The sequence below is a fragment of the Shewanella inventionis genome (genome assembly GCF_019931735.1).
Classification (GTDB): Bacteria; Pseudomonadota; Gammaproteobacteria; order Enterobacterales; family Shewanellaceae; genus Shewanella; species Shewanella inventionis.
This window is the reverse complement of record NZ_CP082926.1, coordinates 4,539,309-4,561,447: the sequence shown is the minus strand read 5'-3', so window position 1 is coordinate 4,561,447 and position 22,139 is coordinate 4,539,309. Positions and strand designations below refer to the sequence as shown.

Below are 22,139 nucleotides of genomic sequence, written 5' to 3'. Positions count from 1 at the left end.
ACAACATGGTTGATGTATTAGTCACCAATGGCCCAATGCTTATTATGCTTGCGGCAACATTTGGATTTTTGATGGCATGGGGTATTGGCGCAAACGACGTAGCCAACGCCATGGGAACCTCAGTAGGTTCTAATGCCATTACTATTAAACAAGCGATCATTATTGCAATGATTTTTGAATTCGCCGGAGCGTTCTTAGCCGGTGGCGAAGTGACCAGTACTATCCGTAAAGGTATTATTGACGCAAGTTTCTTCACTGACACGCCTGAGTTATTAGTTTACGGTATGATTGGTTCATTACTTGCTGCTGGTATTTGGTTAGTGGTTGCCTCTGCATTAGGCTGGCCTGTATCGACAACACACTCAATTATTGGTGCGATTGTTGGTTTTGCCGCGGTGGGTGTAAACGTAGATTCAGTTGCATGGAGTGCTGTAGGTGGCATCGTGGGTTCTTGGGTGGTCACGCCTGCGATTTCGGGCTTTATTGCATATATTATTTTCCAAAGTGTGCAAAAGCTGATTTTTGATACGGAAGATCCACTCACCAATGCTAAGCGTTATGTGCCTTTTTATATGGCTTTAGCGGGTTTTGTAATGTCACTCGTGACCATTACTAAAGGTTTAAAACACGTTGGTTTACATTTTTCAACAACTGAAGCCTACATGTTGGCTATAGCGGTTGCCGTAGCTGTTGGTGTATTTGGTAAAGTTGCCATTAGCCGTTTAAAAATGAGTGATAAGGCAGATCTTAAAACTCAATTTGGTAACGTTGAAAAAGTATTTGCGATATTAATGGTTGTAACAGCCTGTTGTATGGCATTTGCCCATGGTTCAAACGACGTTGCAAACGCAATTGGCCCATTAGCAGCGGTAGTTTCTGTGGTAGAAAGCGGCGGTGTTATTGGTTCTAAAGCCGTATTAAGCTGGTGGATTTTACCACTAGGCGCTACGGGTATTGTGTTAGGTTTGGCTATTTTTGGCCAACGTGTAATGCAAACTATTGGTAAAAACATCACTCACTTAACGCCAAGTCGTGGTTTTGCTGCTGAGTTAGCTGCGGCTTCAACGGTTGTATTGGCTTCGGGTACCGGTTTACCTATTTCAACAACGCAAACGCTTGTTGGTGCGGTGTTAGGTGTGGGTATGGCGCGTGGTATTGCGGCAATTAACATTGGCGTGGTGCGTAATATTGTTGTGTCTTGGGTGGTCACTCTACCTGCTGGTGCAGCATTATCGATAGTGTTTTTCTACATTATCAAAGCAATCTTTAATTAAATTATCGGTTGAGCAGCGCACATTCGTAAAAATATGAATGGTTAAATGCATTTAAGAAGGAAGTCATATGACTTCCTTCTTGCATTCAGAGCATTTAATAAATAGCATGACAACAAGTTTACAGCGTTTGGAAAATTACCGTGTTAAGACTGCTTTCAATTTTTATTTTACTGCTTGCCCCAAGTGGTGTTTTTGCTGCACCAGCAGAACCAAATTATATTTCTGATGATGTGTTTACCTATCTTCATGGTGGCCCAGGAACAGAGTTTCGTATCATCGGCAGTATTGAAGCCGGTCAGCCTGTGACGCTATTAGATAACACAGAAAATGACTTTACCCAAATAATTGATCATAAAGGTCGAGAAGGTTGGGTTTTAGCCAGCTTAGTGACTGATAAACCCAGTTTTAGAGTGCGTTTTCCTGAAATGGAGGCCCAATTAAGAGAAGCGAATGAGCAACTCAATAAAGAGTCATTTAGCACAGATAATAATGAAGAATATTTAAAGCTGGCTAATGAGAAAGTCGCAGAGTTGACAGCCTCTTTAGCGCTTGCGATTAAGCAACGCGACGAAGCCCAAGCCAACATAACTCAGGCTGAAGATGATCAACGCTATGAGTTATGGAAGCAAGGCGGGTTAATTGGCGGCTTAGGTGCACTGGTTGGTATTATTTTAGTGTATTTACCTCGTCCACAGCGTCGTAAGAAGAATCGCTGGATGTAAACTTATCGCGATTCTCTGCTAAATTATAGCTAATAAAAGGTCAACGATTTAAACGTTGGCCTTTTTTTATGGTTTTTTATAATGAATTTTTCTCATAGATTAATATTTTGGTGGTTGATAGTTAATTTGTTTTAAATCAATGCTTTATGTTTGTTTTTGGGTGTAAAAAAATGATTTAGACAAGGTTTTTTTGTGGGCTTTAACCTGATTAATTAAACATTCAGTCACAGCGATTCAACTAATGTGTGCAAGTTCACATTTTGAATGTATAATCGTCGAAAATCACATTGTACATTGTATACAAAATAAAATATTCGTGAATACAGTGTCCATTTATCCACCAACATAACCATCTTTAACCTGACCCGATGGAAGCGAATACTATGTTCAAAGCGAGTGAAGTACTAGACGGCCGCTACGACAATGCCACCCTTGATGAACTGTTTACCGCAGTGACTAACAACTACATTGTTGATGAAGAGCAATACCTGTCTGAATTAATTAAGCTTGTACCATCGTCTGAACAAGACATTGAACAGGTTACCCGTCGGGCTCATGAGCTCGTGAGTAAGGTTCGTCAGTTTGAAAAAAAAGGCCTGATGGTTGGTATTGATGCCTTTTTGCAGCAATACAGTTTAGAAACCCAAGAAGGCATTATTTTAATGTGTTTGGCAGAAGCCTTATTAAGGATCCCTGACGCTGCCACTGCTGATGCTTTAATCCAAGACAAATTGTCGGGTGCTAAATGGGATGAGCACTTAAATCAGAGTGACTCATTATTGGTGAATGCTTCTACCTGGGGCTTAATGTTAACAGGTAGAATTGTAAAGTTAGATCGTAACCTTGATGGTACGCCAAGTAACTTAATTAAGCGTTTAGTTAACCGTGTCGGCGAGCCAATGATCCGCCAGGCAATGCTGGCTGCAATGAAAATCATGGGCAAGCAGTTTGTGCTTGGCCAAAACGTAACTGAAGCCCTTAAAAATAGTGAAGCTAAACGCAAGTTAGGTTACACCCATAGCTATGACATGCTAGGCGAAGCGGCTCTGACGGCAAGCGATGCGCAAAAATATTTTAACGATTACAGCAACGCAATACGTGATTTAGGTGCGCAACAATACGATATATCTGACTCGCCAAGACCTACTATTTCCATCAAATTATCGGCATTACATCCACGCTATGAAGTGGCTAACCAAGACCGTGTATTAAGCGAATTATACGACACTGTCATTAAGCTTATCGTACAGGCCCGTGAGCTAAATATTGGTATTTCCATTGATGCTGAAGAAGTGGATCGCCTTGAGTTATCGCTGAAACTATTTAAGCAGTTATATCAGTCTGATGCCGCCAAAGGTTGGGGGTTATTAGGCATTGTGGTGCAGGCCTATTCTAAACGATGTTTACCTGTATTGTGCTGGTTAACGCGCTTGGCGAAAGATCAAGGTGATGAAATACCAGTTAGGTTAGTAAAAGGAGCTTATTGGGACAGTGAGCTGAAATGGGCGCAGCAAGCAGGCGAGGGTGGCTACCCACTCTATACCCGTAAAGCCGGTACTGACGTGTCGTATCTTGCTTGTGCACGATATTTGTTATCCAACGCTACTCGTGGTGCTATTTACCCGCAATTTGCTACTCATAACGCGCAAACGGTTGCCAGTATTGATGCGATGGCAGGTGATCGTCTTTATGAATTCCAACGCTTGCACGGTATGGGTCAAGAGCTTTACGACACCATGCTTGCTGAAAGCGGCGCTAAAACAGTACGTATTTATGCGCCTATTGGTGCTCATAAAGACTTATTACCCTATTTAGTGCGTCGCTTACTTGAAAACGGGGCTAATACCTCGTTTGTGCACAAACTTGTAGACCCCAACACGCCAATTGAAAGCTTAGTCGTACATCCACTGGTGACGTTATTAGGTTACAAATCGTTAGCGAATCAACACATAGTCAAGCCTGCTGATATTTTTGGTGCAGAACGTAAAAACTCTAAAGGATTAAATATGAACATTATTTCTGAGTCTGGGCCATTTTTTGCTGCACTAGATAAATTTAGTCATACTCAGTGGACAGCAGGTCCATTAGTTAATGGCAGCACCTTAACCGGTGAGGTTCAAACTGTTGTGAGCCCATTTGATACATCATTAACTGTGGGTAAAGTTGCTTTTGCAGATGCTAATGCTATCGAGCAAGCCATTGCAAGCGCTGACGCTGCATTTGCTGGTTGGGCTCGTACGCCAGTTGAAACCCGCGCTAACGCACTACAAAAATTAGCTGATTTATTAGAAGAAAACCGCGAAGAGTTAATTGCACTGTGTACCCGTGAAGCAGGTAAGAGCATTCAAGACGGTATCGATGAAGTGCGCGAAGCGGTCGATTTTTGTCGTTACTATGCTGTACAAGCTAAAAAGATGATGAGCAAGCCTGAATTGCTTCCTGGCCCAACAGGCGAGCTAAACGAGCTATTTTTACAGGGGCGCGGTATTTTTGTGTGCATTAGCCCATGGAACTTCCCGCTCGCTATTTTCCTAGGTCAAGTATCAGCAGCGCTTGCTGCAGGTAATACCGTGATTGCTAAACCTGCAGAGCAAACCTGTTTAGTGGGTTACCGTGCCGTACAGCTTGCACATGAGGCGGGCATTCCTGTCGATGTATTGCAATTTTTACCAGGTACCGGTGCGGTTGTTGGGGCTGCGATTACTGCTGATGAACGCATTGGTGGTGTGTGTTTTACTGGCTCAACAGGCACGGCTAAATTAATTAACCGTACTTTGGCAAATCGTGATGGTGCCATTATTCCATTGATTGCTGAAACGGGCGGCCAAAATGCCATGGTGGTTGACTCTACTTCACAACCAGAGCAAGTGGTTAACGATGTCGTTTCGTCATCATTTACCAGTGCAGGCCAACGTTGTTCAGCGTTACGTGTGTTGTTTTTACAAGAAGATATAGCAGATCGCGTTATTGAAGTGATGAAAGGCGCCATGGAGCAATTAACCATTGGCGACCCAAGCTCAGTGAAAACCGATGTTGGCCCTGTGATTGACGCAACGGCCAAAGCGAACTTAAATGCGCATATTGATCATATTACCCAGGTAGGTAAATTGATTAACAAGCTTGAGTTGCCAGAGGGCACTGAAAACGGTCACTTTGTGGCGCCTACTGCGGTTGAGATCGACTCAATTAAGTTACTTGAAAAAGAGCACTTTGGTCCTATTTTACATGTGATTCGTTACAAGGCTGGCGATTTAGCTAAAGTGATTGATGAAATCAACAGTACAGGTTTTGGTTTAACCTTAGGGATCCACAGCCGCAATGAAGGCCATGCATTATCGTTAGCCGATAAAGTGAATGTGGGTAACGTGTACATTAACCGTAACCAAATTGGTGCAGTGGTTGGTGTGCAGCCATTTGGTGGTCAAGGTTTATCTGGTACTGGGCCAAAAGCGGGTGGCCCTCACTATTTAACCCGTTTTGTCACTGAAAAAACACGCACCAATAACATTACCGCTATCGGTGGTAATGCAACCTTGTTGTCGTTAGGTGATGCCGACGAGTAATAAGCTGATTGTGTAACAAAAGCCCACTGTTATGTGGGCTTTTTGTTATCTAGATCTGAGATTTATTAATGCGGTAAAGGAAATTGATGTTGTTATAAGCCTTGTTTGATTTTAGTCCCCATTTTGCCGAATCAACTCATGCCTTATTAGGTATCACGCCTTAGGCTATAGCTGCTTTTGACTAATTAATTTCAGCGTCGATTAAGTTTAATCACTTTTCAGAACACACCTCGTAAGAGTATGTGGCCTACGCATCGTTTATGGCGTTACTTGCTTGCTGATAAGGAAGGCTGGCTAAACTTATTGGTATTAATCACATTATTGTCTGAAAATGGCGTTAACTGGATAAATAAATGTAGCAAAGTTGTAGCAATTGTTCGCTTTTAGACTAAATTTTATCATGGCAGCAAAGAAGTCTAGACGTCTAGATTGACATGGTTAATAAGTTCTCTTATTCTTGCCACAACTTGTTATGATGTGACTGCAGTATTTAGTTTGTGCCTTAGCGCCACTAAATTATAACCATGACCGAGATTGTGTCGTACTCGCTTTTCTCATCCGACAACCCCTAATCGTTAAGATAAAGAGAGATTACTTTGACCACAACAAATCAATCACCTACGACAGTTGCTAAAAGTCCTGCTTCGTTTGTGGCGTTATTACCCTTATTTGTATTTTTAGGTTTATTCATTGGCGCTGGCTTGTATTTTCAAAGCCAGGGTGTTGATTATGCGTTTTATCAATTACCAAGTGTTATCGCAATTTTACCGGCAATCGTGCTGGCGGTATTGCTGTCTAAACAGCAGATTAACCAGGCCATTGAAACCTTTATTGAAGGCATTGGCCACAGCAATATCATTGCGATGTGTTTAATTTATTTGCTTGCGGGGGCTTTTGCAGCCGTGGCCAAAGCCACCGGTGGTGTAGATGCTACCGTCGCGTTAGGCATATCATTTATTCCGTCAAATTTGTTACTGCCGGGCTTTTTTGTGATAGCAGCATTTATTGCCACTTCTATGGGTACCTCAATGGGCACTATTGCAGCCGTTGCGCCAGTAGCCTTAGGTGTTGCAGATCAGGCTCAGATTGATTACGCATTAATGGCAGGTGCTGTGATGTCGGGTGCGTTATTTGGCGATAACTTATCGATTATTTCAGATACCACCATTGCGGCAACTCGCACACAAGGTTGTGATATGAAAGATAAGTTTCGTGAAAACCTAGTCTTTTCTATTCCAGCATCAATCATCACCTTGGTGTTATTTGCCCTTGCCGGTCAGGGGCAGGCCGACATTGTTGCTCAAGATATTGATTTGCTGAAAGTGGTTCCATATTTAACGATTTTAGTGCTTGCTGTTGCCGGGCTTAACGTATTTGTTGTGTTGTCTTTGGGGATTGTTCTTGCCGGCGCAACAGGCGTGTTCACTTCAGAATATACCGTTATTCAAATGGGTAACGATATTTACACCGGTTTTACTAACATGCAGGAAATTTTTATCCTGTCGATGTTGGTCGGTGGTTTAGCTGCGTTGATGCAACAGCAAGGTGGCTTAACATTTGTAAGCCAATTAATTGAAAAGTTAATTCGTCGATTTTCAAAAGCCAACGGTGAGGCGTCAAGTCGTGCTGCAGAATTAGGCATGGCGACCATTGTTGCCGCAACGAATACCTGTGTGGCTAACAATACGGTATCGATTGTTGTTACGGGTGATATTGCTAAAGAGCTCGCTGAAAAACATGGCGTAACACCTAAACGCGCTGCCAGTATTTTGGATATTTTTGCCTGTATTATTCAAGGGTTAATCCCTCATGGTGCCCAGGCATTGCTGATAGCATCGGTATTTACCATTAGCCCATTAACTGCAATCTCAAACGCATGGTATTGCATGGTGTTAGCCGTTACGGCCGTGGCAATTGTGATTTTGCGTAAGCGAACGTAATAAGTAACAAGTTTCATTTTATAATTAATACAAGCATGCCCAACCCCAAACGGTTGGGCATGTTGTTATGCTTTAAATTTAGCCGATAACAGGTTAACATTTGCATCCCTTTTTTAGCATAAGCGTGTTCAGGTGATATCAAAAACTCGAAATTATGATTTACACCTTGTAATCGTGTTTATGTCTTTAGCTACAGCGATGATTTGTTCATTTGGTGTTGGCAGTGCGTTATTGGCCGAAACCGGTGGTTTTAGCCTCAATATGTTAATGATCCGCCCAGACACATTAGGCGATTATATGAACTCACCCTTAGCCGTGGTTTTTAATTTGTCTTTACTGGCGGGTGGTTCATGTTTGTTGTTAGCCATGGTGGCGGTGTTTAATACCTATCAAGATGGTCTAAGCCGTTATTTGGCTGTTGTGGGGTTCGTGGTTGGCCTCAGCATTATTTTAATGGGAGTGTTCCCAGTTAATTTTTTAGACACTCATCGTAAAGTGTCCACACTCTATTTATTCAGTTCTGTTTTGCTGCATTGTGTGTGTGTATTGGACTACTTCAAACCGGGTAGCACCATGAGTAGGCGTATGCTGATGTTAACCGTATTGGCGTTAATAAGCGGCGGCGCGTTAATGGCGCTATTAGATTGGAGCCAGCTCGACTTTCCAGCCTGTTTAAATCCTTTTCCTCACTTTTGTTCGGTTTCTCTTGCTATGTGGTCATTAACGCAGGCCAATATTTTATGGTGTGTTTGTTTGAGTTTTCACATGATGAAAACCATCAAAGAGCAACAAAAAGTGGCCTATAGCTGGTTAGAAAACTACTGATAACTTTTTATAGTAAGGCATATGTTTAGCGATGGCATTAGTTCGTATTAGTCACTATCTGGCTTTGTGTGGTGTGGCTTCACGACGTCAGTCGGCTAGACTGATTGATGCCGGCCGTGTGACGATTAATCAGCATCTTGCCACGCATACTGAGCGAGTCGATCCGCTGTTGGATCTCAATATTTGTGTTGATGGGCAGCCTATTTTGGCGCAGCAAGAAAAGCAATATTGGTTGTATCATAAGCCCGTAGGTGTGGATTGCCGGTTATTGATTAACGATCCAAGCAGTTTGATCCACGTCTTGCCTCACTCGCCAAGATTGTATCCTGCTGGGCGTTTAGATAAAGACTCACGCGGTTTATTACTGTTAACCAATGATGGCGAGCTTACTCAAGCCTTAATGCACCCAGATTTTCATCACACAAAAACCTATGTAGTGCAGGTCGATAAACCGTTAACCAGCCAATTTTTAAATGATATGGCCAGAGGGGTGAGTTATGGCAAGGTGCAAACAAGGCCATGTAGCATAAGCTTAATTAACCCTACAACCTTTGAAATTGTGCTCACTCAAGGGCTAAATCGTCAAATACGCCGAATGTGTCAGGCGTTGGGATTTAAGGTGATTGATTTACTGAGAACAAAGCTCATGACAGTGTGTTTAGATGATTTGCCAGAAAAAACAATGCGGCCAGTATCGGCCGCAGAGTTATTGAGTTTACAGCAACTTAGTTAAAGCAACTCGGTTAACGTCGCTGAGTTGATAAAAGGGCTATTTAGCGATATCCATTTCAGCTAATAGGTTGTCAGCATTATCTAAATATTTCATCACCCATAGCATGTAGCGGCTATCTACTTGAATAGAACGATTGCTTTGAGCGTCGTAACCCCAATCACCAATAATGCTCTCATAAACACCATCAAACAATAATCCAACAAGTTCAGCACGACCATTTAAGGTAGGTGATCCCGAGTTACCGCCTGTAGTATCGAGGGTCGATAAAAAGTTAACCGGTACAGAGTCAATGGCTTTAACGTAGTAATCGCCATATTGCTTTTGCTTAATCAGTTCAAGTTGTTTAGCTGGTGCATCAAATGGATCAACTCCAGTATCTTTAGCTAATAAGCCCTCTAGGCGAGTAAAAGGTACGGCCTGTAAACCATCTTGTGGCATATATCCTTTTACGTTACCTACAGTTACTCGTAAGCTTGAGTTTGCGTCAGCATAAACGGGTTTACCTAACTCACGGTTGTAGGCAATGATGGCATCCATGTACTGTGGACGCACTTTCATTAAATCGCCTTCTAATTGCTTTTTGGCTTTTTCTAGCGCCATGTCAGCGTCATAGGTTTGTACTGCAAATTGGATAAAGGGATCGTTTGATGCTTTAAAATCAGCAACCGATTTATTCATCCAGGCTAAACGAGTGTCTTTATCGTCAAGTTTGGTTTTTGCATACATTTTGTCGAGGGTTTTCGCTAAGGCTTTGGCATCAAACTTATCGGTAATACCAAATGCTTTATCTAATGATGCAATGCGCTGCTCTGCAGGTAATGCCGCATAGCGAGTCAGTAAATCTGCTAATAACGCTTTATCAACACTGGCAGCGTATCGACGGTCGATTCGCTCCATACTTGAGGTAAAGTTTGTCATGTCGCGATCTTGATAACCAGGTTCACGTGCCATATCGTTTAGGGTTTTTTCATTGGCTAAACGGTACAAGCTTCGGGCTGTTGGCACCATGGTGGTGTAACCAATATAACTAAGGAGAATGTCACGTTCTTGGTTTTGTTGGCTTTTGGCAACGAGTTGCTCAAGGTTTGCTAAGGTTTCACCATATTGTTGCTGGCGTTTGGTATCTTTGCTTATCCAGTTTGCAAGGTCGCTTTCCACTTTTTGACGATCGGCTAACATGGTTGATTTACCATAAAACTCAATCATAGAAGTGAAGTTTTTAGCATAGTTAGCTAAACCAGCGATTAAGCTTTCGTACTTGATGCGCTCGTCACTGCCCTCTGGTGCAGTGTCTTTAATAATGTCGATCATGCGCGCTTGTAGCACTTGCCCTTCAGGGTACGCCCAGTTAAATTGGTTGCTTACTTCATCTGCTGTGCGGTAACGGTTAGTGCGACCAGGGTAACCTGCAACCATCACAAAATCGCCTTCACTCACGCCTTTGGCTGACACTTTTAAAAAGCTTTTTGGCTCATATGGGACGTTGTCTTTGCTAAAGTCAGCCGGTTTGCCTTCTTTAGATACATAAGCACGATAAAATGAAAAGTCACCGGTATGACGAGGCCACATCCAGTTATCGATATCGCCGCCGTATTTGCCTACGCTGGCTGCAGGGTTATAGGTTAAACGCACATCGCGAATTTCAAGCTGTTTGACAAGGTAATATTCTAAACCGCCGTGAAAGCTATACACCTGGCAGCGATAACCTTCTTGTTGTTCACACTCAGCCACTAAGGTTTTTTGTTGCAGCTCAATACCTTTGTAAAAGTCATTGCCGACTTTATCCATTTGGCCTGCGGTGACTTTGTCAGTCACATTGGTGACTTCTTCAGTGACAAATATTCGCGAGCCAGGTGTGGCAGGTAATTCTTCTACGTATGTTTTGGCTAAAAAACCATCTTTAAGCAGGTTTTTTTCTGGCGTTGAATTGTACTGAATTGCGCCATAAGCACAGTGGTGGTTGGTGACAACTAACCCTTTAGGTGAAACAAATGATGCGGTACAGCCACCTAGGCTTATTACTGCATTCATTGGGAATTCTGTTAGTTTTGAAATAGAGTCTGCGCTTATTTCTAAGCCTTTTGCTTTCAGTTCGTCAGCCATGGCTGGTAATTGATGTGGTTGCCACATCCCTTCATCAGCAGAAGCGCCAAAACTGGCGGCGATGGCGGCAGTTAATAACCATTTTTTCATTATATTTAGTCCATTTTTCGGTATGTTATGGTGATGCATAAAAGCAAAAAGTCAGGCAAGGCCTGACTTTAACAAAAGTTGTTACTGCATGATAGCGGCTGAAAAACTCGCTTACAAATCATTAACCGCTTGGGTTAACCGAGCGCCACCATAAGCTGTGCAAATACAATAAGAGCGCCTAATAATCCGGTAATGGTTAGTGCGAATGTACCACCTGATACTTGGTAACCACCCAATAATTGAGCGCGCTGTTTGAGCGCCATGGCGATGGGTAAAAAGATAATCATCACCACAAGTGGTATAGCCGCAAACCCAAGTACTTGGAAAAAGCCATCTGGATAGTAAAGCGCGCATAAAAGTGGTGGCACAAAAGTGATTAACCAGGTTTTAGCGCGGCCAGCAACGTCATCTCTGGCACGGGTGAGTTCAGCGACATAATCAAACAAGCTCATGGTTACCCCTAAAAAAGAGGTAATTAATGCAAGGTTAGCAAACAGATCAATGGCCTGACTAATAATGCTAGATTGAACAAGACCTTGTAATGCCGCCACCAATTTAGGCAGTGAACCACCAAAGCTATGCACCGCCTCACCGCCTAAAGAGCCTAGAGTAACCAGTAACCATAAAACATAGCAAACTAAAGGGATAGTAGAGCCAATCAGGAGTACTTTTCTTAACGATACAGCATCACCATCAAGGTAACGTACTATGGTTGCAATACACACATGAAAACCAAAAGATGTAAACACCACAGGTATGGCTGCTAACCAAAGTTGCTGCAGAGCATCGCCTGAGGCAACAGTTGTTGAGTAATTATTTAGCGCTGAAAGTAGATTAACATCAGGCAGCAAAAAGCTGACAACGACAGCCAATAACAACACCATAGCGGTAAATAAAATACGCGATATTTTATCAATCCATTTAACGCCAATGGCGATTAGACCACCAAAAAACACTGTGAATAATATTACCGCAACCTGGTTACTCATATTAATGCCGATAGGCTCTAAGCGGGTTTCAAGTAAAGATGAACCGCCCATCAAATAAACCATAGTTAAGGCAAATAATAAGCTTAAAAATGAGCCACCTTGAATAAGTTGTCCAACTTTGCCTAAGGTTTTACCGGTAATTACATGCACGTTATCACCGACACCGCTACGTAGGTTTATTTCTAGCATTAGTAAAGAGGTATACGCTGAAATAGCCCAAATGACGACTAACAATATTAATGCGGGGATAATTCCTAGTGCCGCAGTAGCCAAAGGCAAAGCGAGCATGCCTCCACCAATAGCGGTTCCCGCAACAATAGAAATAGAACCTAAGGTTTTTAATTTCACGACAAATGTCCTGCCTAATTATTATTTTAATAGTGTCGGACATTAGCAGAAGGGTGACAGAGCAGGCAAGGATCTTCGATAGTTAAAGGCTAACAGCTGTGTTTATAAACAATTACATAACATTAAGCTAAACTATTTTACACGTCATTTTTGCAATAGTGTAGCATTACGGCGTTACTGTCGGTGTGTTTTAATTGGGTCGTTAAATTTACAATGTAAAAAATCTTGATTGAACAAACTGTTCAAGCGGTTATAATGCCCTTCGTTTTAGGGGAGTAGCTAATCTTGCCGTGCGTAATGCCGTATGCAAGGTGTCTGTATCAACATAATTGGCCTCATGCCATGGTGCAGACAGTAACACACTGTAAATTGGTGATGTTTACCCAGCGAGACCTAAGCACGATCACTGCATCAAGGGGTATGCGGAGGCTTGTGCTTAGTTGTCATTTACCCCTGGGATATTTTCATTGGACGCATTACTCACTTCTACTTTCTCTGTTGCCATTGCTGAAATCGGCGATAAAACACAATTACTCGCATTGCTTCTCGCTATCCGTTTTAGCAATAAATCGGCCATTATTAGTGCCATTTTACTTGCGACTTTAATTAATCATTTTATTGCTGCATGGTTTGGTCAGTGGTCGATAGACTGGATAGATCCTCAATGGTCTCAATATGTTGTAGCAGGTTGTTTTTTTGCTATTGCTTTATGGGTGCTTATTCCAGATAACATCGACGATGACGATAATCGTTTTTATAAACTTGGGGCATTTGGCGCCACATTTATTTTGTTTTTTATTGCTGAAATGGGTGATAAAACCCAAATTGCCACAGTGGTTCTTGCGGCAAAGTATCAGTCGCTGACCTGGGTTGTTATTGGCACTACGTTAGGTATGCTCATTGCCAATGTGCCTGTGGTGTTAGCAGGGCATTTTAGTGCGAACAAGTTACCTATGGCACTTATTCATCGAGGTTGTGCGCTGATTTTTGCACTGCTTGGTATTGCAACATTAATCTATTAAGTCATGCCCATTTTCGCTGCTATTTTGTAGCACCGTTTTGTTTGTTAATTGAATATTTTGTGCAGTTAACCACATTCTACATACTCGTATTGGTTAAAATATAAACTCAGGTGTTGGTTTTTTACTAGGGAGTGGGTATGAGTATTAAAAAACACGGTTTATCGATAGGCATAAACCGTATCGAGAATGTCTTTTTTGTGACGATAAAAGCCGTAGGAACCTTAACCCACGACGATTATCTGGTGATTACGCCAATGCTTGAAGGCGCCCTTAGCCAAGTTGAACAGCCTAAAGTGAGCTTATTGTTAGATGCCACTGAGCTTGAAGGTTGGGAGCTACGTGCTGCATGGGACGACTTGCAATTAGGGTTAAAACACCAGTCCGAATTTGAACGTGTTGCTGTTTTAGGTAATAAACACTGGCAAGAGTGGGCGGCCAAAATGGGCAGCTGGTTTATGTCAGGTGAAATGAAGTATTTTGAAGACCAAAATGATGCACTAAAGTGGTTACGTTACTAAACTTAAATTTATTTAAAACAAAAACCTAGCATTAATTGTTAGGTTTTTTATGCATGTTTTCTTTATGCGGTGGTATTAATGTTATGACCACTATTACCTACGGGCTGTGGTGCAGGCGCAGCTGCTTCAATTAATTGTAGCGCCATTTGGCCTTCTACTTTTTGCTGTTCTTTTGCCATTACAGCTACTTTCAAACTGTTACCTGAATCAATAGTTGTTGGCATTGATGATGGAGCATTTACACTGATTGACATCATTTATCCTCTAGTTTTAACGTCGTTTACCTTTATCGGCACCATTGAGCAAAACTTGAACATTAAGAATTATAGCGCATATTGATAGGTATTACATTGCGCGCAATTAATGTGTGATATAATTCATGCTTAATAAACTATAGCTATGATTATTTGTTAGTTGAGTAAAGCCAATGTCTACTAAAAATGCTGCCAACCCATTAGCACTAGAAAACCAAGTGTGCTTTTCACTTTATAGTGCCACTAATGCAATGATCCGAGCTTATCGGCCGTTGCTCGATGAGTTATCACTGACCTATCCGCAATACCTCGTGATGATGGTGTTATGGCAAGAGCCAGGTATTAGCGTAAAAACCTTAGGTGAAAAACTGCATCTTGATTCTGGTACCTTAACGCCACTCCTAAAGCGATTAGAGACAAAAGAGTTAGTTAGTCGTGGCCGCAGTGAATTAGATGAGCGAGTGCGGGTATTGCACGTGACAGATGCTGGCCGACAATTACACCAACAGGCGTTATCCATTCCTGAGCAAATGCGCTGTAAAGTCGGGGGGACATTGGAGGAGTTAGCGCAATTAAAACAATTGTGTGATCACGCTTTTGCCATGCTTAACTCAGGTGAGGCAACAAGCTGTGAAATGTGAATATTTTCAACGAGGTGATTGCTTATCATGTCGTAATATTGTGCAGCCAATGGCACAGCAAATTGACACAAAGCAACAGCATCTTATTAAGTTGTTTGGTGAGTTAAAGGTCCAAAAATGGCTGCCGCCAGTATTGAGCGCTGAGTCTGGTTTTCGTAACAAGGCAAAAATGGTGGCGTTAGGTGCAGCACATCAACCCATTTTAGGTTTGGTTAACCCACAAGGTGAGGCTGTTAGTTTATGTGATTGCAGCTTGTATCCGCATGATATGCAAACGCTGCTGCATCGATTAGAGCGTTTTGTGCAGCAAGCAGGGCTACCGCCGTATCGGGTAGACAAAGCCAAGGGTGAACTTAAGTATATTTTACTGACACGCAGCCAAAAACAAGGGCAGTTTATGTTGCGCTTTGTGATGCGCAGCGAACAAGCGATAGCTAGGATTGAACGCGAGTTACCGCAGCTTTTACAGGAGTTTCCAGCTATAGCGTTGGTGTCTGTTAATATACAACCTGTGCATATGGCGATATTAGAAGGCGAGCAAGAAATCTTTTTAACTGAAGCGACGCGGTTAGAAGAGCAATTTAATCATGTACCGCTGTATATACGCCCTAAGAGCTTTTTTCAAACCAATCCAGAGGTAGCATCACAGCTATATCAAACCGCCCGTGAATGGGTGGCAGAATTTAACCCAAGCTATATATGGGATTTGTTTTGTGGTGTGGGGGGATTTGGTCTGCATTGTGCCGACAAACATATACGCTTAACGGGTATTGAAATAGAGGCCGAGGCGATTGAATGCGCTAAAATGTCGGCTGCAAAAATGGGGTTAACCAATGTTGATTTCAGTGCACTAGACTCAACAACCTTTGCTCAAGGGCAAGCTTCGCAAGATAAACCAGATTTAATTATCGTCAACCCCCCTAGACGCGGTTTAGGTGAGGCGTTGTGCCGTTCATTAAGCGAATTTGCGCCTAGGGCTATAGTCTACTCGAGTTGCAACCCTAACTCATTGATCAGTGATTTGGCGCTAATTTCAGGGTATCAAATCACCAAGGTGCAGCTATTTGATATGTTTGCGCACACGGACCATTTTGAAGTATTAGTCATGCTAGAAAAGTTGTAAGTAAAAAATCAATGTTTTAGGTTGAGCATGCTTTTTGGCGTTATCGACGTTTATAAAGGCAACACAACGTCTTAGCCTAATGGCCTTGTTCATAAAATTGTCACTTTTATGTCATAACATGATTTTTCTATATAAAAAGGATGCGGGTAATGTGGCAGATATTCAGTCGTTTTTTAGCGTTAGGCTTAATCAGTTTTGGTGGTCCGGCTGCACATATTGGCTATTTTAGAAAAGCATTTGTTGACGATTTACAGTGGCTTGACGGCAAGCAATACGCCAGTTTTGTCGCCTTAAGTCAGTTTATGCCTGGGCCAGGGTCTAGCCAGGTTGGTTTTGCTATTGGTTATCATAAGGGTGGCTTATTAGGCGGCTTAGCGGCCTTTTTAGGCTTTACCTTACCGTCTTTTTTACTGTTATTTTTGTTGGCCGTTACCAGTGCACAATGGTTAGAGATTACCGCAGTACAAGGATTGATCCACGGTTTAAAATTGCTTGCAGTTGTGGTAGTGGCAGACGCGACATTGTCCATGTTTAGTCAGTTTTGTCAGCGTAAAACCGCTAAAGTGTTAATGGCAGCCACAGCGGTTGCCATTATGCTTTTGCCATCAATGCTAATGCAAATTGGCGTATTAATTGTGGCGGCCATAGTGGGGGTCATAGTCCTCACTCGCGGTGAAGATATTGTCCCAGAAAACCCACCCATCTCGCTTGATTACCCCTGGCTTATTTTGTTTATTTTGTGTTTAAGTAGTTCACTGTTTTTAATTGGCCAAGATGACAGTTTGTGGCAAGTTTTTGCGCAGTTTTTTCAAGTTGGTAGTCTCGTGTTTGGTGGTGGTCATGTGGTGCTGCCGTTACTAGAAGCCAGCGTGGGCGAATACATTACCCCAGATAGATTTTTGACAGGCTATGCGCTTGCTCAGGCCATACCAGGGCCTATGTTTACTCTGGCCACCTTTTTAGGTGCAGACATGTGGCTAGAATCTCCTATACTCGGCGCTATTGTGGCTACCTTGGCGATATTTTTACCGGGTTTTTTACTCATGTTAGTAGGCCTAAAAAGTTGGCATTCAATCAGTCAGCGTCCTCACATTGCTGGTGCATTAGCTGGGGTCAATGCCGCCGTAGTCGGGCTATTGCTAGCTGCCTTGTATCAGCCAGTATTTACCAGTGCGGTGAAAATGCCTGTAGATATGGCCATGGTGGTTATTGGCTTTAGTATATTAAAAGTGTTTAAGCTGGGTATTGTTTGGCTTGTTATCGGTTTTGCCTCTTTGGGCGCCATACTCACATTGATATAGTGTTATTTTAATGTGGTTGTTTTTGCGACACGTTTCACTTAATTCATGTGCAAAGTTTGGCTAGATGTTGTAAACATCTATACTGAATAGATTATTACAACAAAAGGCTGACTGCTATGCCCAAATCCTCCCTTCGCAATAAACTTTTGGGGTTGTCATTAATCCCTTTGTCGTTAATTTTAGCTGTATTGTTGGGTCTATTTTATGTGAATGAAGGCAAGTCTTTAGAAAATGATATTGCTCAATTTCGTGGGGAGTTAATTACAGAAAGAAAAACCCAACTCGCAGAAGCAACTGAAATAGCCCAAGGCGTTGTTGAGTATCAACTCGCCTTGGGTAGCAAAGGTGACGTTAACCAAGCATTACGCGGTTTGAAATTTGGTAGCGCAGGTTATTTCTTTATATACGATGATACTGGAAAAAATATTTTCCATGCCACTATGCCTGAGCTCGAAGGCCAAAATAAAATCGATATGGCTGACCCCAATGGCACCAAAATTATTGTTGGGTTATTAAATGCTGCAAAATCTGGTGATGGCATATTTTCCTACTTTTATAAAAAACCAGGCACTGAACAGTTAATCGAAAAACTGGGTTATGCCGTTATGGTGCCTAATACCAACTGGATGTTGGGTACTGGTGCTTATATTGACGATATAGAGCAAGCCATTGCCAAGTTTCATGATGAAAAAGCAGAGCGCATGAATAACAAGGCGTTGATGTTTTTGCTGATGGCGCTCGGCTTAACAGGTATTACCGCATTTGTGGTTGTTGTTATGGCGCACAAGCTAGTTGTGCCGATCCAAAATATGGCTAATTCCCTTAACGACATAGCTAAAGGTGAAGGCGATTTAACCAAGCGTTTAGATGTGACCAGTGAAGATGAAATTGGCCAGCTAGGTAGCGCTTTTAATTTATTTGTCGACAAGCTGCAGCATATTATTAGTGATGTTGCTGGTGCGACAGATAGGGTTAAGCACGGTGCGCAAAGTATCAGTGGTCAAACGGTTTCAATGACTGAGCAACTATACAGTCACAACAATGAAATTGATCAAATTGTAACCGCAATTACTGAAATGTCGGCAACAGCAAATGATGTTGCCCACAATACTAGTATGGTGGCAGATGCAACGCATACAGCATCAAACAATGTTACCAAGGCGCAAGAGTGTGTTGATACCTCATTAACTGAAGTGTCTAACCTAATGAAGCAAATCGACAATGCCGCAGCAGACGTAAAATCGTTAAGTGAGCAATCGCAAAAAATTAATTCGGTATTAAGTGTGATTGGTGGCATTGCTGAACAAACTAACTTACTGGCGTTAAATGCTGCCATTGAAGCGGCCCGTGCCGGTGAGCAAGGGCGTGGCTTTGCGGTTGTTGCTGATGAGGTCAGAAACCTCGCTAGCCGCACACAAAGTAGCACGGTAGAAATTAACGATATGTTATCGCAATTGCATAAATTAATGACCAAAGCAGTGCAGACCATGCAAGATAGTCAAACCAGCTGTTTAAGTTCGGTTGAATCGTCACGTGCAATCTCTGAAAGCCTAGGCGCGGTCACCTCATCGGTTACCAGTATTAGTGATATGAGTACTCAAATCGCGACTGCGGCGACAGAGCAGAGTTCTGTGACAGAAGAAATTCATCGCAATGTCAATTCAGTACAAGAAATTGTTAACTCGTTATTAGCCGCCAGTCAAGACGCTTCTGGAGCCTGTAAAGATGTTGCCAATGAAGGGCAAACCTTAGCTAAGTTGGTAGGCCAGTTTAAAATTTAATGTCATAACACATAGGGTTTATGGCACACAAAAATGAACTCCAGGTGAGTTCATTTTTTATGCAAAAAAGCGGGTTGGTAAAACGATTGGGTTGCTGAAATTTATTCGTCATTTGTTTGTTAATAATCGGCCTTTCGGTCTAGGTTTAGCGCGTGTCATGGGGTAAAATGCGCCGTTGCACCTTTTTGTTAACCGCTAATTTAAGTTGAATATTCATGTTTGAAGTTAATCCGGTAAAATTCAAAATCAAAGAGCTTGCTGAACGTACTGAGCTACTTCGGGGGTATCTTTGACTACGCTGCTAAAAGTGAACGTTTAGAAGAAGTCAGTCGAGAGCTTGAAAGTTCTGAAGTATGGAACGTGCCTGAGCGTGCCCAGGCTTTAGGTAAAGAACGCGCTGCACTTGAAGCCGTTGTTAAAACCATTGATGATATGGATGCAGGCCTTGAAGATATCGAAGGGCTGCTTGAATTAGCCATCGAAGAAGACGACGAAGAAACCTTCAACGATGCAGCCGCTGAATTAAAAACCCTAGATGCTCGTTTAGCTGATTTAGAATTCCGTCGGATGTTTTCAGGTAAAAATGACGCCTCAAATTGCTACTTGGATATTCAATCTGGTTCTGGCGGTACTGAAGCTCAAGATTGGGCCAATATGGTATTGCGCATGTATTTGCGTTGGGGCGAAGCCCATGGTTACAGCCCAGAATTAATGGAAGTTACCGATGGTGATGTTGCGGGTATTAAAGGCGCAACCATTAAATTTAATGGCGAGTATGCATTTGGCTGGATGCGCACCGAAACGGGCGTACACCGCTTAGTGCGTAAATCGCCGTTTGACTCATCAGGTAAACGTCATACGTCTTTTTGCTCGGTGTTTGTTTACCCAGAAATTGACGACGACATTGAAATCGAGATCAACCCATCTGATCTACGTATTGACACTTATCGCGCCTCTGGTGCGGGTGGTCAGCACGTTAACAAAACCGATTCTGCGGTGCGTATTACTCACTTGCCAACCAATACCGTGGTGCAATGTCAAAACGACCGTTCGCAACATAAAAACCGTGACTCAGCCTTTAAGCAATTAAAAGCTAAGTTATACGAGTTAGAAATGCACAAGCAAAACGCCGATAAACAAGCCGCTGAAGATGCTAAATCAGACATTGGCTGGGGCAGTCAAATCCGTTCATACGTATTAGACGATGCACGCATTAAAGATTTACGTACAGGGGTTGAGAATCGTAATACTCAATCTGTGTTGGATGGTGATTTAGATAAGTTTATTGAAGCCAGCCTAAAATCAGGACTTTAACAATTAACTTTTTCGCCATGCATCACAGTGTGGCGAGTAAACGCGAGAATATAACATGACCGAACACGTACAAGATGAAAACAAACTGATTGCAGAGCGTCGCGCTAAATTAGAACACATCCGCACAGACTGCCCAGCCAATGCTCACCCAAATACATGGCAACGTAGCCATAAAGCGGCTGAGCTTCAGGCGCAATATGGTGAGCAAACTAAAGAAGCACTAGAAGCGCTAGGTTTTCAAACCAGTATAGCTGGCCGTATTATGGCTAAGCGTGGTCCATTTTTAGTGATTCAAGACGTGTCTGGCCGTATTCAAGCGTATGCGGATAAATCAGTACAGGGTGATTTAAAAGAACGTTACCAAGGTTTAGATATTGGTGACATTATTGGTGTTAAAGGTCAGTTGCATTTATCTGGCAAAGGCGACTTGTACGTCAATATGGAAGAATACCAACTGCTGACAAAAGCATTGCGTCCATTACCTGAAAAATTCCACGGTTTAACTGATCAAGAAACACGTTACCGCCAGCGTTATGTTGACTTAATTGTTAACGAAGACTCGCGCAATGCATTTGTTATGCGCTCTAAAGTGGTTGCTGCTATTCGTAACTTCATGATCAAAAAAGAGTTCATGGAAGTTGAGACCCCAATGATGCATGTTATTCCTGGTGGTGCATCTGCACGTCCATTTGTCACTCATCACAACGCGTTAGACATGGCCATGTATTTACGTATCGCGCCAGAACTATACCTTAAGCGTTTAGTGGTTGGTGGTTTTGAACGTGTGTTCGAAATTAACCGTAACTTCCGTAACGAAGGCTTATCACCACGTCATAACCCTGAATTCACCATGATGGAATTCTATATGGCGTACGCTGATTACAAAGATTTAATGGACCTAACTGAAGAGATGCTCAGTTCAATCGCCATTGAATTATTAGGCAGTGCACAAATGCCATACGGTGAGCACACTGTTGACTTTGGTGGCCCTTATGCGCGTTTAAGCATGTTAGAAGCCATTCAAAAGTACAATCCAGATAACGCTACCATTCAAGCAATGACCTACGAGCAAGTGAAAGACGTTGAGTTTATGCGTGATTTAGCGAAGAGCTTAGGCATCAAGCTAGAAAAATTCTGGACTTGTGGCCAGTTACTAGAAGAAATTTTTGGTGAAACCGCAGAGCCTAAGTTAATGCAACCTACGTTCATTACCGGTTACCCAGCAGACATTTCACCGCTTGCACGTCGTAACGATGACAACGATTTCATTACCGACCGTTTTGAGTTCTTTATTGGTGGTCGTGAAGTGGCTAACGGCTTTAGCGAGCTTAACGATGCAGAAGATCAAGACAACCGCTTTAAAGCACAAGTCGATGCAAAAGATGCAGGCGATGACGAAGCTATGTTCTACGATGCAGATTACATCACAGCCCTTGAGCACGGTTTACCGCCAACAGCGGGTCAAGGTATTGGTATCGACCGTTTAGTGATGTTATTCACTAACACTCATACCATTCGTGACGTGATTTTATTCCCAGCGATGCGCCCACAAGCGTAATCGCCCTTGTTGGCTTGGGCCAATATTGAGTAATAATAAA

General features: G+C 42.5%; 17 protein-coding genes. 14 read left to right on the top strand and 3 right to left on the bottom strand.

Going from position 1 to position 22,139, the window contains the following annotated elements; translation table 11 throughout:
* Nucleotides 1–5: 5 nt before the first annotated feature.
* The 6 genes from K8B83_RS20490 to K8B83_RS20465 all read left to right on the top strand — a co-directional run bounded on the left by K8B83_RS20490 (nucleotide 6) and on the right by K8B83_RS20465 (nucleotide 9,057).
* Nucleotides 6–1,274 (top strand): inorganic phosphate transporter, encoded by a 1,269-nt coding sequence (locus K8B83_RS20490; RefSeq protein ID WP_188738248.1) that lies wholly within the window; start codon nucleotides 6–8, stop codon nucleotides 1,272–1,274.
* Nucleotides 1,275–1,414: 140 nt separating this feature from the next.
* Nucleotides 1,415–1,996: a TIGR04211 family SH3 domain-containing protein gene (locus K8B83_RS20485; RefSeq protein WP_188738246.1), complete on the top strand. Its 582-nt coding sequence runs from the start codon at nucleotides 1,415–1,417 to the stop codon at nucleotides 1,994–1,996.
* Between the two features lie 368 nt (nucleotides 1,997–2,364).
* A complete protein-coding gene (gene putA, locus K8B83_RS20480) occupies nucleotides 2,365–5,559 on the top strand; it encodes a bifunctional proline dehydrogenase/L-glutamate gamma-semialdehyde dehydrogenase PutA (protein WP_188738244.1) in 3,195 nt (1,064 codons plus the stop codon).
* A gap of 596 nt (nucleotides 5,560–6,155) precedes the next feature.
* Nucleotides 6,156–7,499 (top strand): Na+/H+ antiporter NhaC family protein, encoded by a 1,344-nt coding sequence (locus K8B83_RS20475; RefSeq protein WP_223418780.1) that lies wholly within the window; start codon nucleotides 6,156–6,158, stop codon nucleotides 7,497–7,499.
* Nucleotides 7,500–7,631: 132 nt separating this feature from the next.
* Nucleotides 7,632–8,324, top strand: a complete 693-nt coding sequence (locus tag K8B83_RS20470; RefSeq protein WP_223418778.1) for a hypothetical protein — start codon at nucleotides 7,632–7,634, stop codon at nucleotides 8,322–8,324.
* A 31-nt stretch (nucleotides 8,325–8,355) separates the two neighbouring features.
* Nucleotides 8,356–9,057, top strand: a complete 702-nt coding sequence (locus K8B83_RS20465; protein WP_188738240.1) for a 23S rRNA pseudouridine(2604) synthase RluF — start codon at nucleotides 8,356–8,358, stop codon at nucleotides 9,055–9,057.
* Nucleotides 9,058–9,093: 36 nt separating this feature from the next.
* On the opposite strand, the gene K8B83_RS20460 is transcribed toward K8B83_RS20465, so the two are convergent.
* Both K8B83_RS20460 and K8B83_RS20455 read right to left on the bottom strand, forming a co-directional pair.
* Nucleotides 9,094–11,250 carry a S46 family peptidase gene (locus K8B83_RS20460; RefSeq protein WP_188738237.1) on the bottom strand — a complete coding sequence of 719 codons (2,157 nt, stop codon included), beginning with the start codon at nucleotides 11,248–11,250 and terminating at the stop codon, nucleotides 9,094–9,096.
* 134 nt (nucleotides 11,251–11,384) lie between these two features.
* Nucleotides 11,385–12,587 (bottom strand): aromatic amino acid transport family protein, encoded by a 1,203-nt coding sequence (locus tag K8B83_RS20455; protein WP_188738235.1) that lies wholly within the window; start codon nucleotides 12,585–12,587, stop codon nucleotides 11,385–11,387.
* 467 nt (nucleotides 12,588–13,054) lie between these two features.
* Between K8B83_RS20455 and K8B83_RS20450 the strand changes: the two genes are divergently transcribed.
* Entirely contained in the window at nucleotides 13,055–13,609 is a 555-nt protein-coding gene (locus tag K8B83_RS20450; RefSeq protein ID WP_188738234.1) for a TMEM165/GDT1 family protein, read from the top strand.
* A gap of 137 nt (nucleotides 13,610–13,746) precedes the next feature.
* Entirely contained in the window at nucleotides 13,747–14,127 is a 381-nt protein-coding gene (locus K8B83_RS20445) for a SpoIIAA family protein (protein ID WP_188738232.1), read from the top strand.
* A gap of 62 nt (nucleotides 14,128–14,189) precedes the next feature.
* Here K8B83_RS20445 and K8B83_RS20440 read toward each other — a convergent pair whose 3' ends face one another.
* Nucleotides 14,190–14,381: a cytoplasmic protein gene (locus tag K8B83_RS20440; RefSeq protein ID WP_188738400.1), complete on the bottom strand. Its 192-nt coding sequence runs from the start codon at nucleotides 14,379–14,381 to the stop codon at nucleotides 14,190–14,192.
* Between the two features lie 173 nt (nucleotides 14,382–14,554).
* Between K8B83_RS20440 and K8B83_RS20435 the strand changes: the two genes are divergently transcribed.
* The 6 genes from K8B83_RS20435 (at nucleotide 14,555) to lysS (ending at nucleotide 22,099) form a co-directional block, all read left to right on the top strand.
* A complete protein-coding gene (locus K8B83_RS20435) occupies nucleotides 14,555–15,022 on the top strand; it encodes a MarR family winged helix-turn-helix transcriptional regulator (RefSeq protein WP_188738230.1) in 468 nt (155 codons plus the stop codon).
* The gene (gene rlmC / locus K8B83_RS20430; RefSeq protein ID WP_188738228.1) at nucleotides 15,012–16,145 is read left to right on the top strand and encodes a 23S rRNA (uracil(747)-C(5))-methyltransferase RlmC; all 1,134 of its coding nucleotides are present in this window, start codon (nucleotides 15,012–15,014) and stop codon (nucleotides 16,143–16,145) included. The genes K8B83_RS20435 and rlmC overlap by 11 nt, the downstream gene beginning before the upstream one ends.
* Before the next feature lie 149 nt (nucleotides 16,146–16,294).
* Nucleotides 16,295–17,446, top strand: a complete 1,152-nt coding sequence (chrA, locus tag K8B83_RS20425) for a chromate efflux transporter (protein WP_188738226.1) — start codon at nucleotides 16,295–16,297, stop codon at nucleotides 17,444–17,446.
* A 116-nt stretch (nucleotides 17,447–17,562) separates the two neighbouring features.
* On the top strand, nucleotides 17,563–19,227 hold the full coding sequence (locus tag K8B83_RS20420) for a methyl-accepting chemotaxis protein (protein WP_188738224.1): 1,665 nt from the start codon (nucleotides 17,563–17,565) through the stop codon (nucleotides 19,225–19,227).
* A 215-nt stretch (nucleotides 19,228–19,442) separates the two neighbouring features.
* Nucleotides 19,443–20,541 (top strand): peptide chain release factor 2 gene (gene prfB, locus K8B83_RS20415; protein WP_188738222.1). Its coding sequence is split into 2 segments (ribosomal slippage): nucleotides 19,443–19,517 and nucleotides 19,519–20,541, totalling 1,098 coding nucleotides; the frame shifts between segments, so codons are not numbered across the junction.
* A gap of 55 nt (nucleotides 20,542–20,596) precedes the next feature.
* On the top strand, nucleotides 20,597–22,099 hold the full coding sequence (lysS, locus tag K8B83_RS20410; protein WP_188738220.1) for a lysine--tRNA ligase: 1,503 nt from the start codon (nucleotides 20,597–20,599) through the stop codon (nucleotides 22,097–22,099).
* Nucleotides 22,100–22,139 lie beyond the last annotated feature (40 nt).

Coding starts and splice junctions, on each gene's coding strand:
- K8B83_RS20490 (WP_188738248.1), top strand. CDS start 6: ATGGTTGATGTATTAGTCACCAATGGCCCAATGCTTATTATGCTTGCG.
- putA (WP_188738244.1), top strand. CDS start 2,365: ATGGAAGCGAATACTATGTTCAAAGCGAGTGAAGTACTAGACGGCCGC.
- K8B83_RS20465 (WP_188738240.1), top strand. CDS start 8,356: ATGGCATTAGTTCGTATTAGTCACTATCTGGCTTTGTGTGGTGTGGCT.
- K8B83_RS20460 (WP_188738237.1), bottom strand. CDS start 11,250: ATGAAAAAATGGTTATTAACTGCCGCCATCGCCGCCAGTTTTGGCGCT.
- K8B83_RS20445 (WP_188738232.1), top strand. CDS start 13,747: ATGAGTATTAAAAAACACGGTTTATCGATAGGCATAAACCGTATCGAG.
- K8B83_RS20440 (WP_188738400.1), bottom strand. CDS start 14,381: ATGTCAATCAGTGTAAATGCTCCATCATCAATGCCAACAACTATTGAT.
- K8B83_RS20435 (WP_188738230.1), top strand. CDS start 14,555: ATGTCTACTAAAAATGCTGCCAACCCATTAGCACTAGAAAACCAAGTG.
- chrA (WP_188738226.1), top strand. CDS start 16,295: ATGTGGCAGATATTCAGTCGTTTTTTAGCGTTAGGCTTAATCAGTTTT.
- K8B83_RS20420 (WP_188738224.1), top strand. CDS start 17,563: ATGCCCAAATCCTCCCTTCGCAATAAACTTTTGGGGTTGTCATTAATC.
- lysS (WP_188738220.1), top strand. CDS start 20,597: ATGACCGAACACGTACAAGATGAAAACAAACTGATTGCAGAGCGTCGC.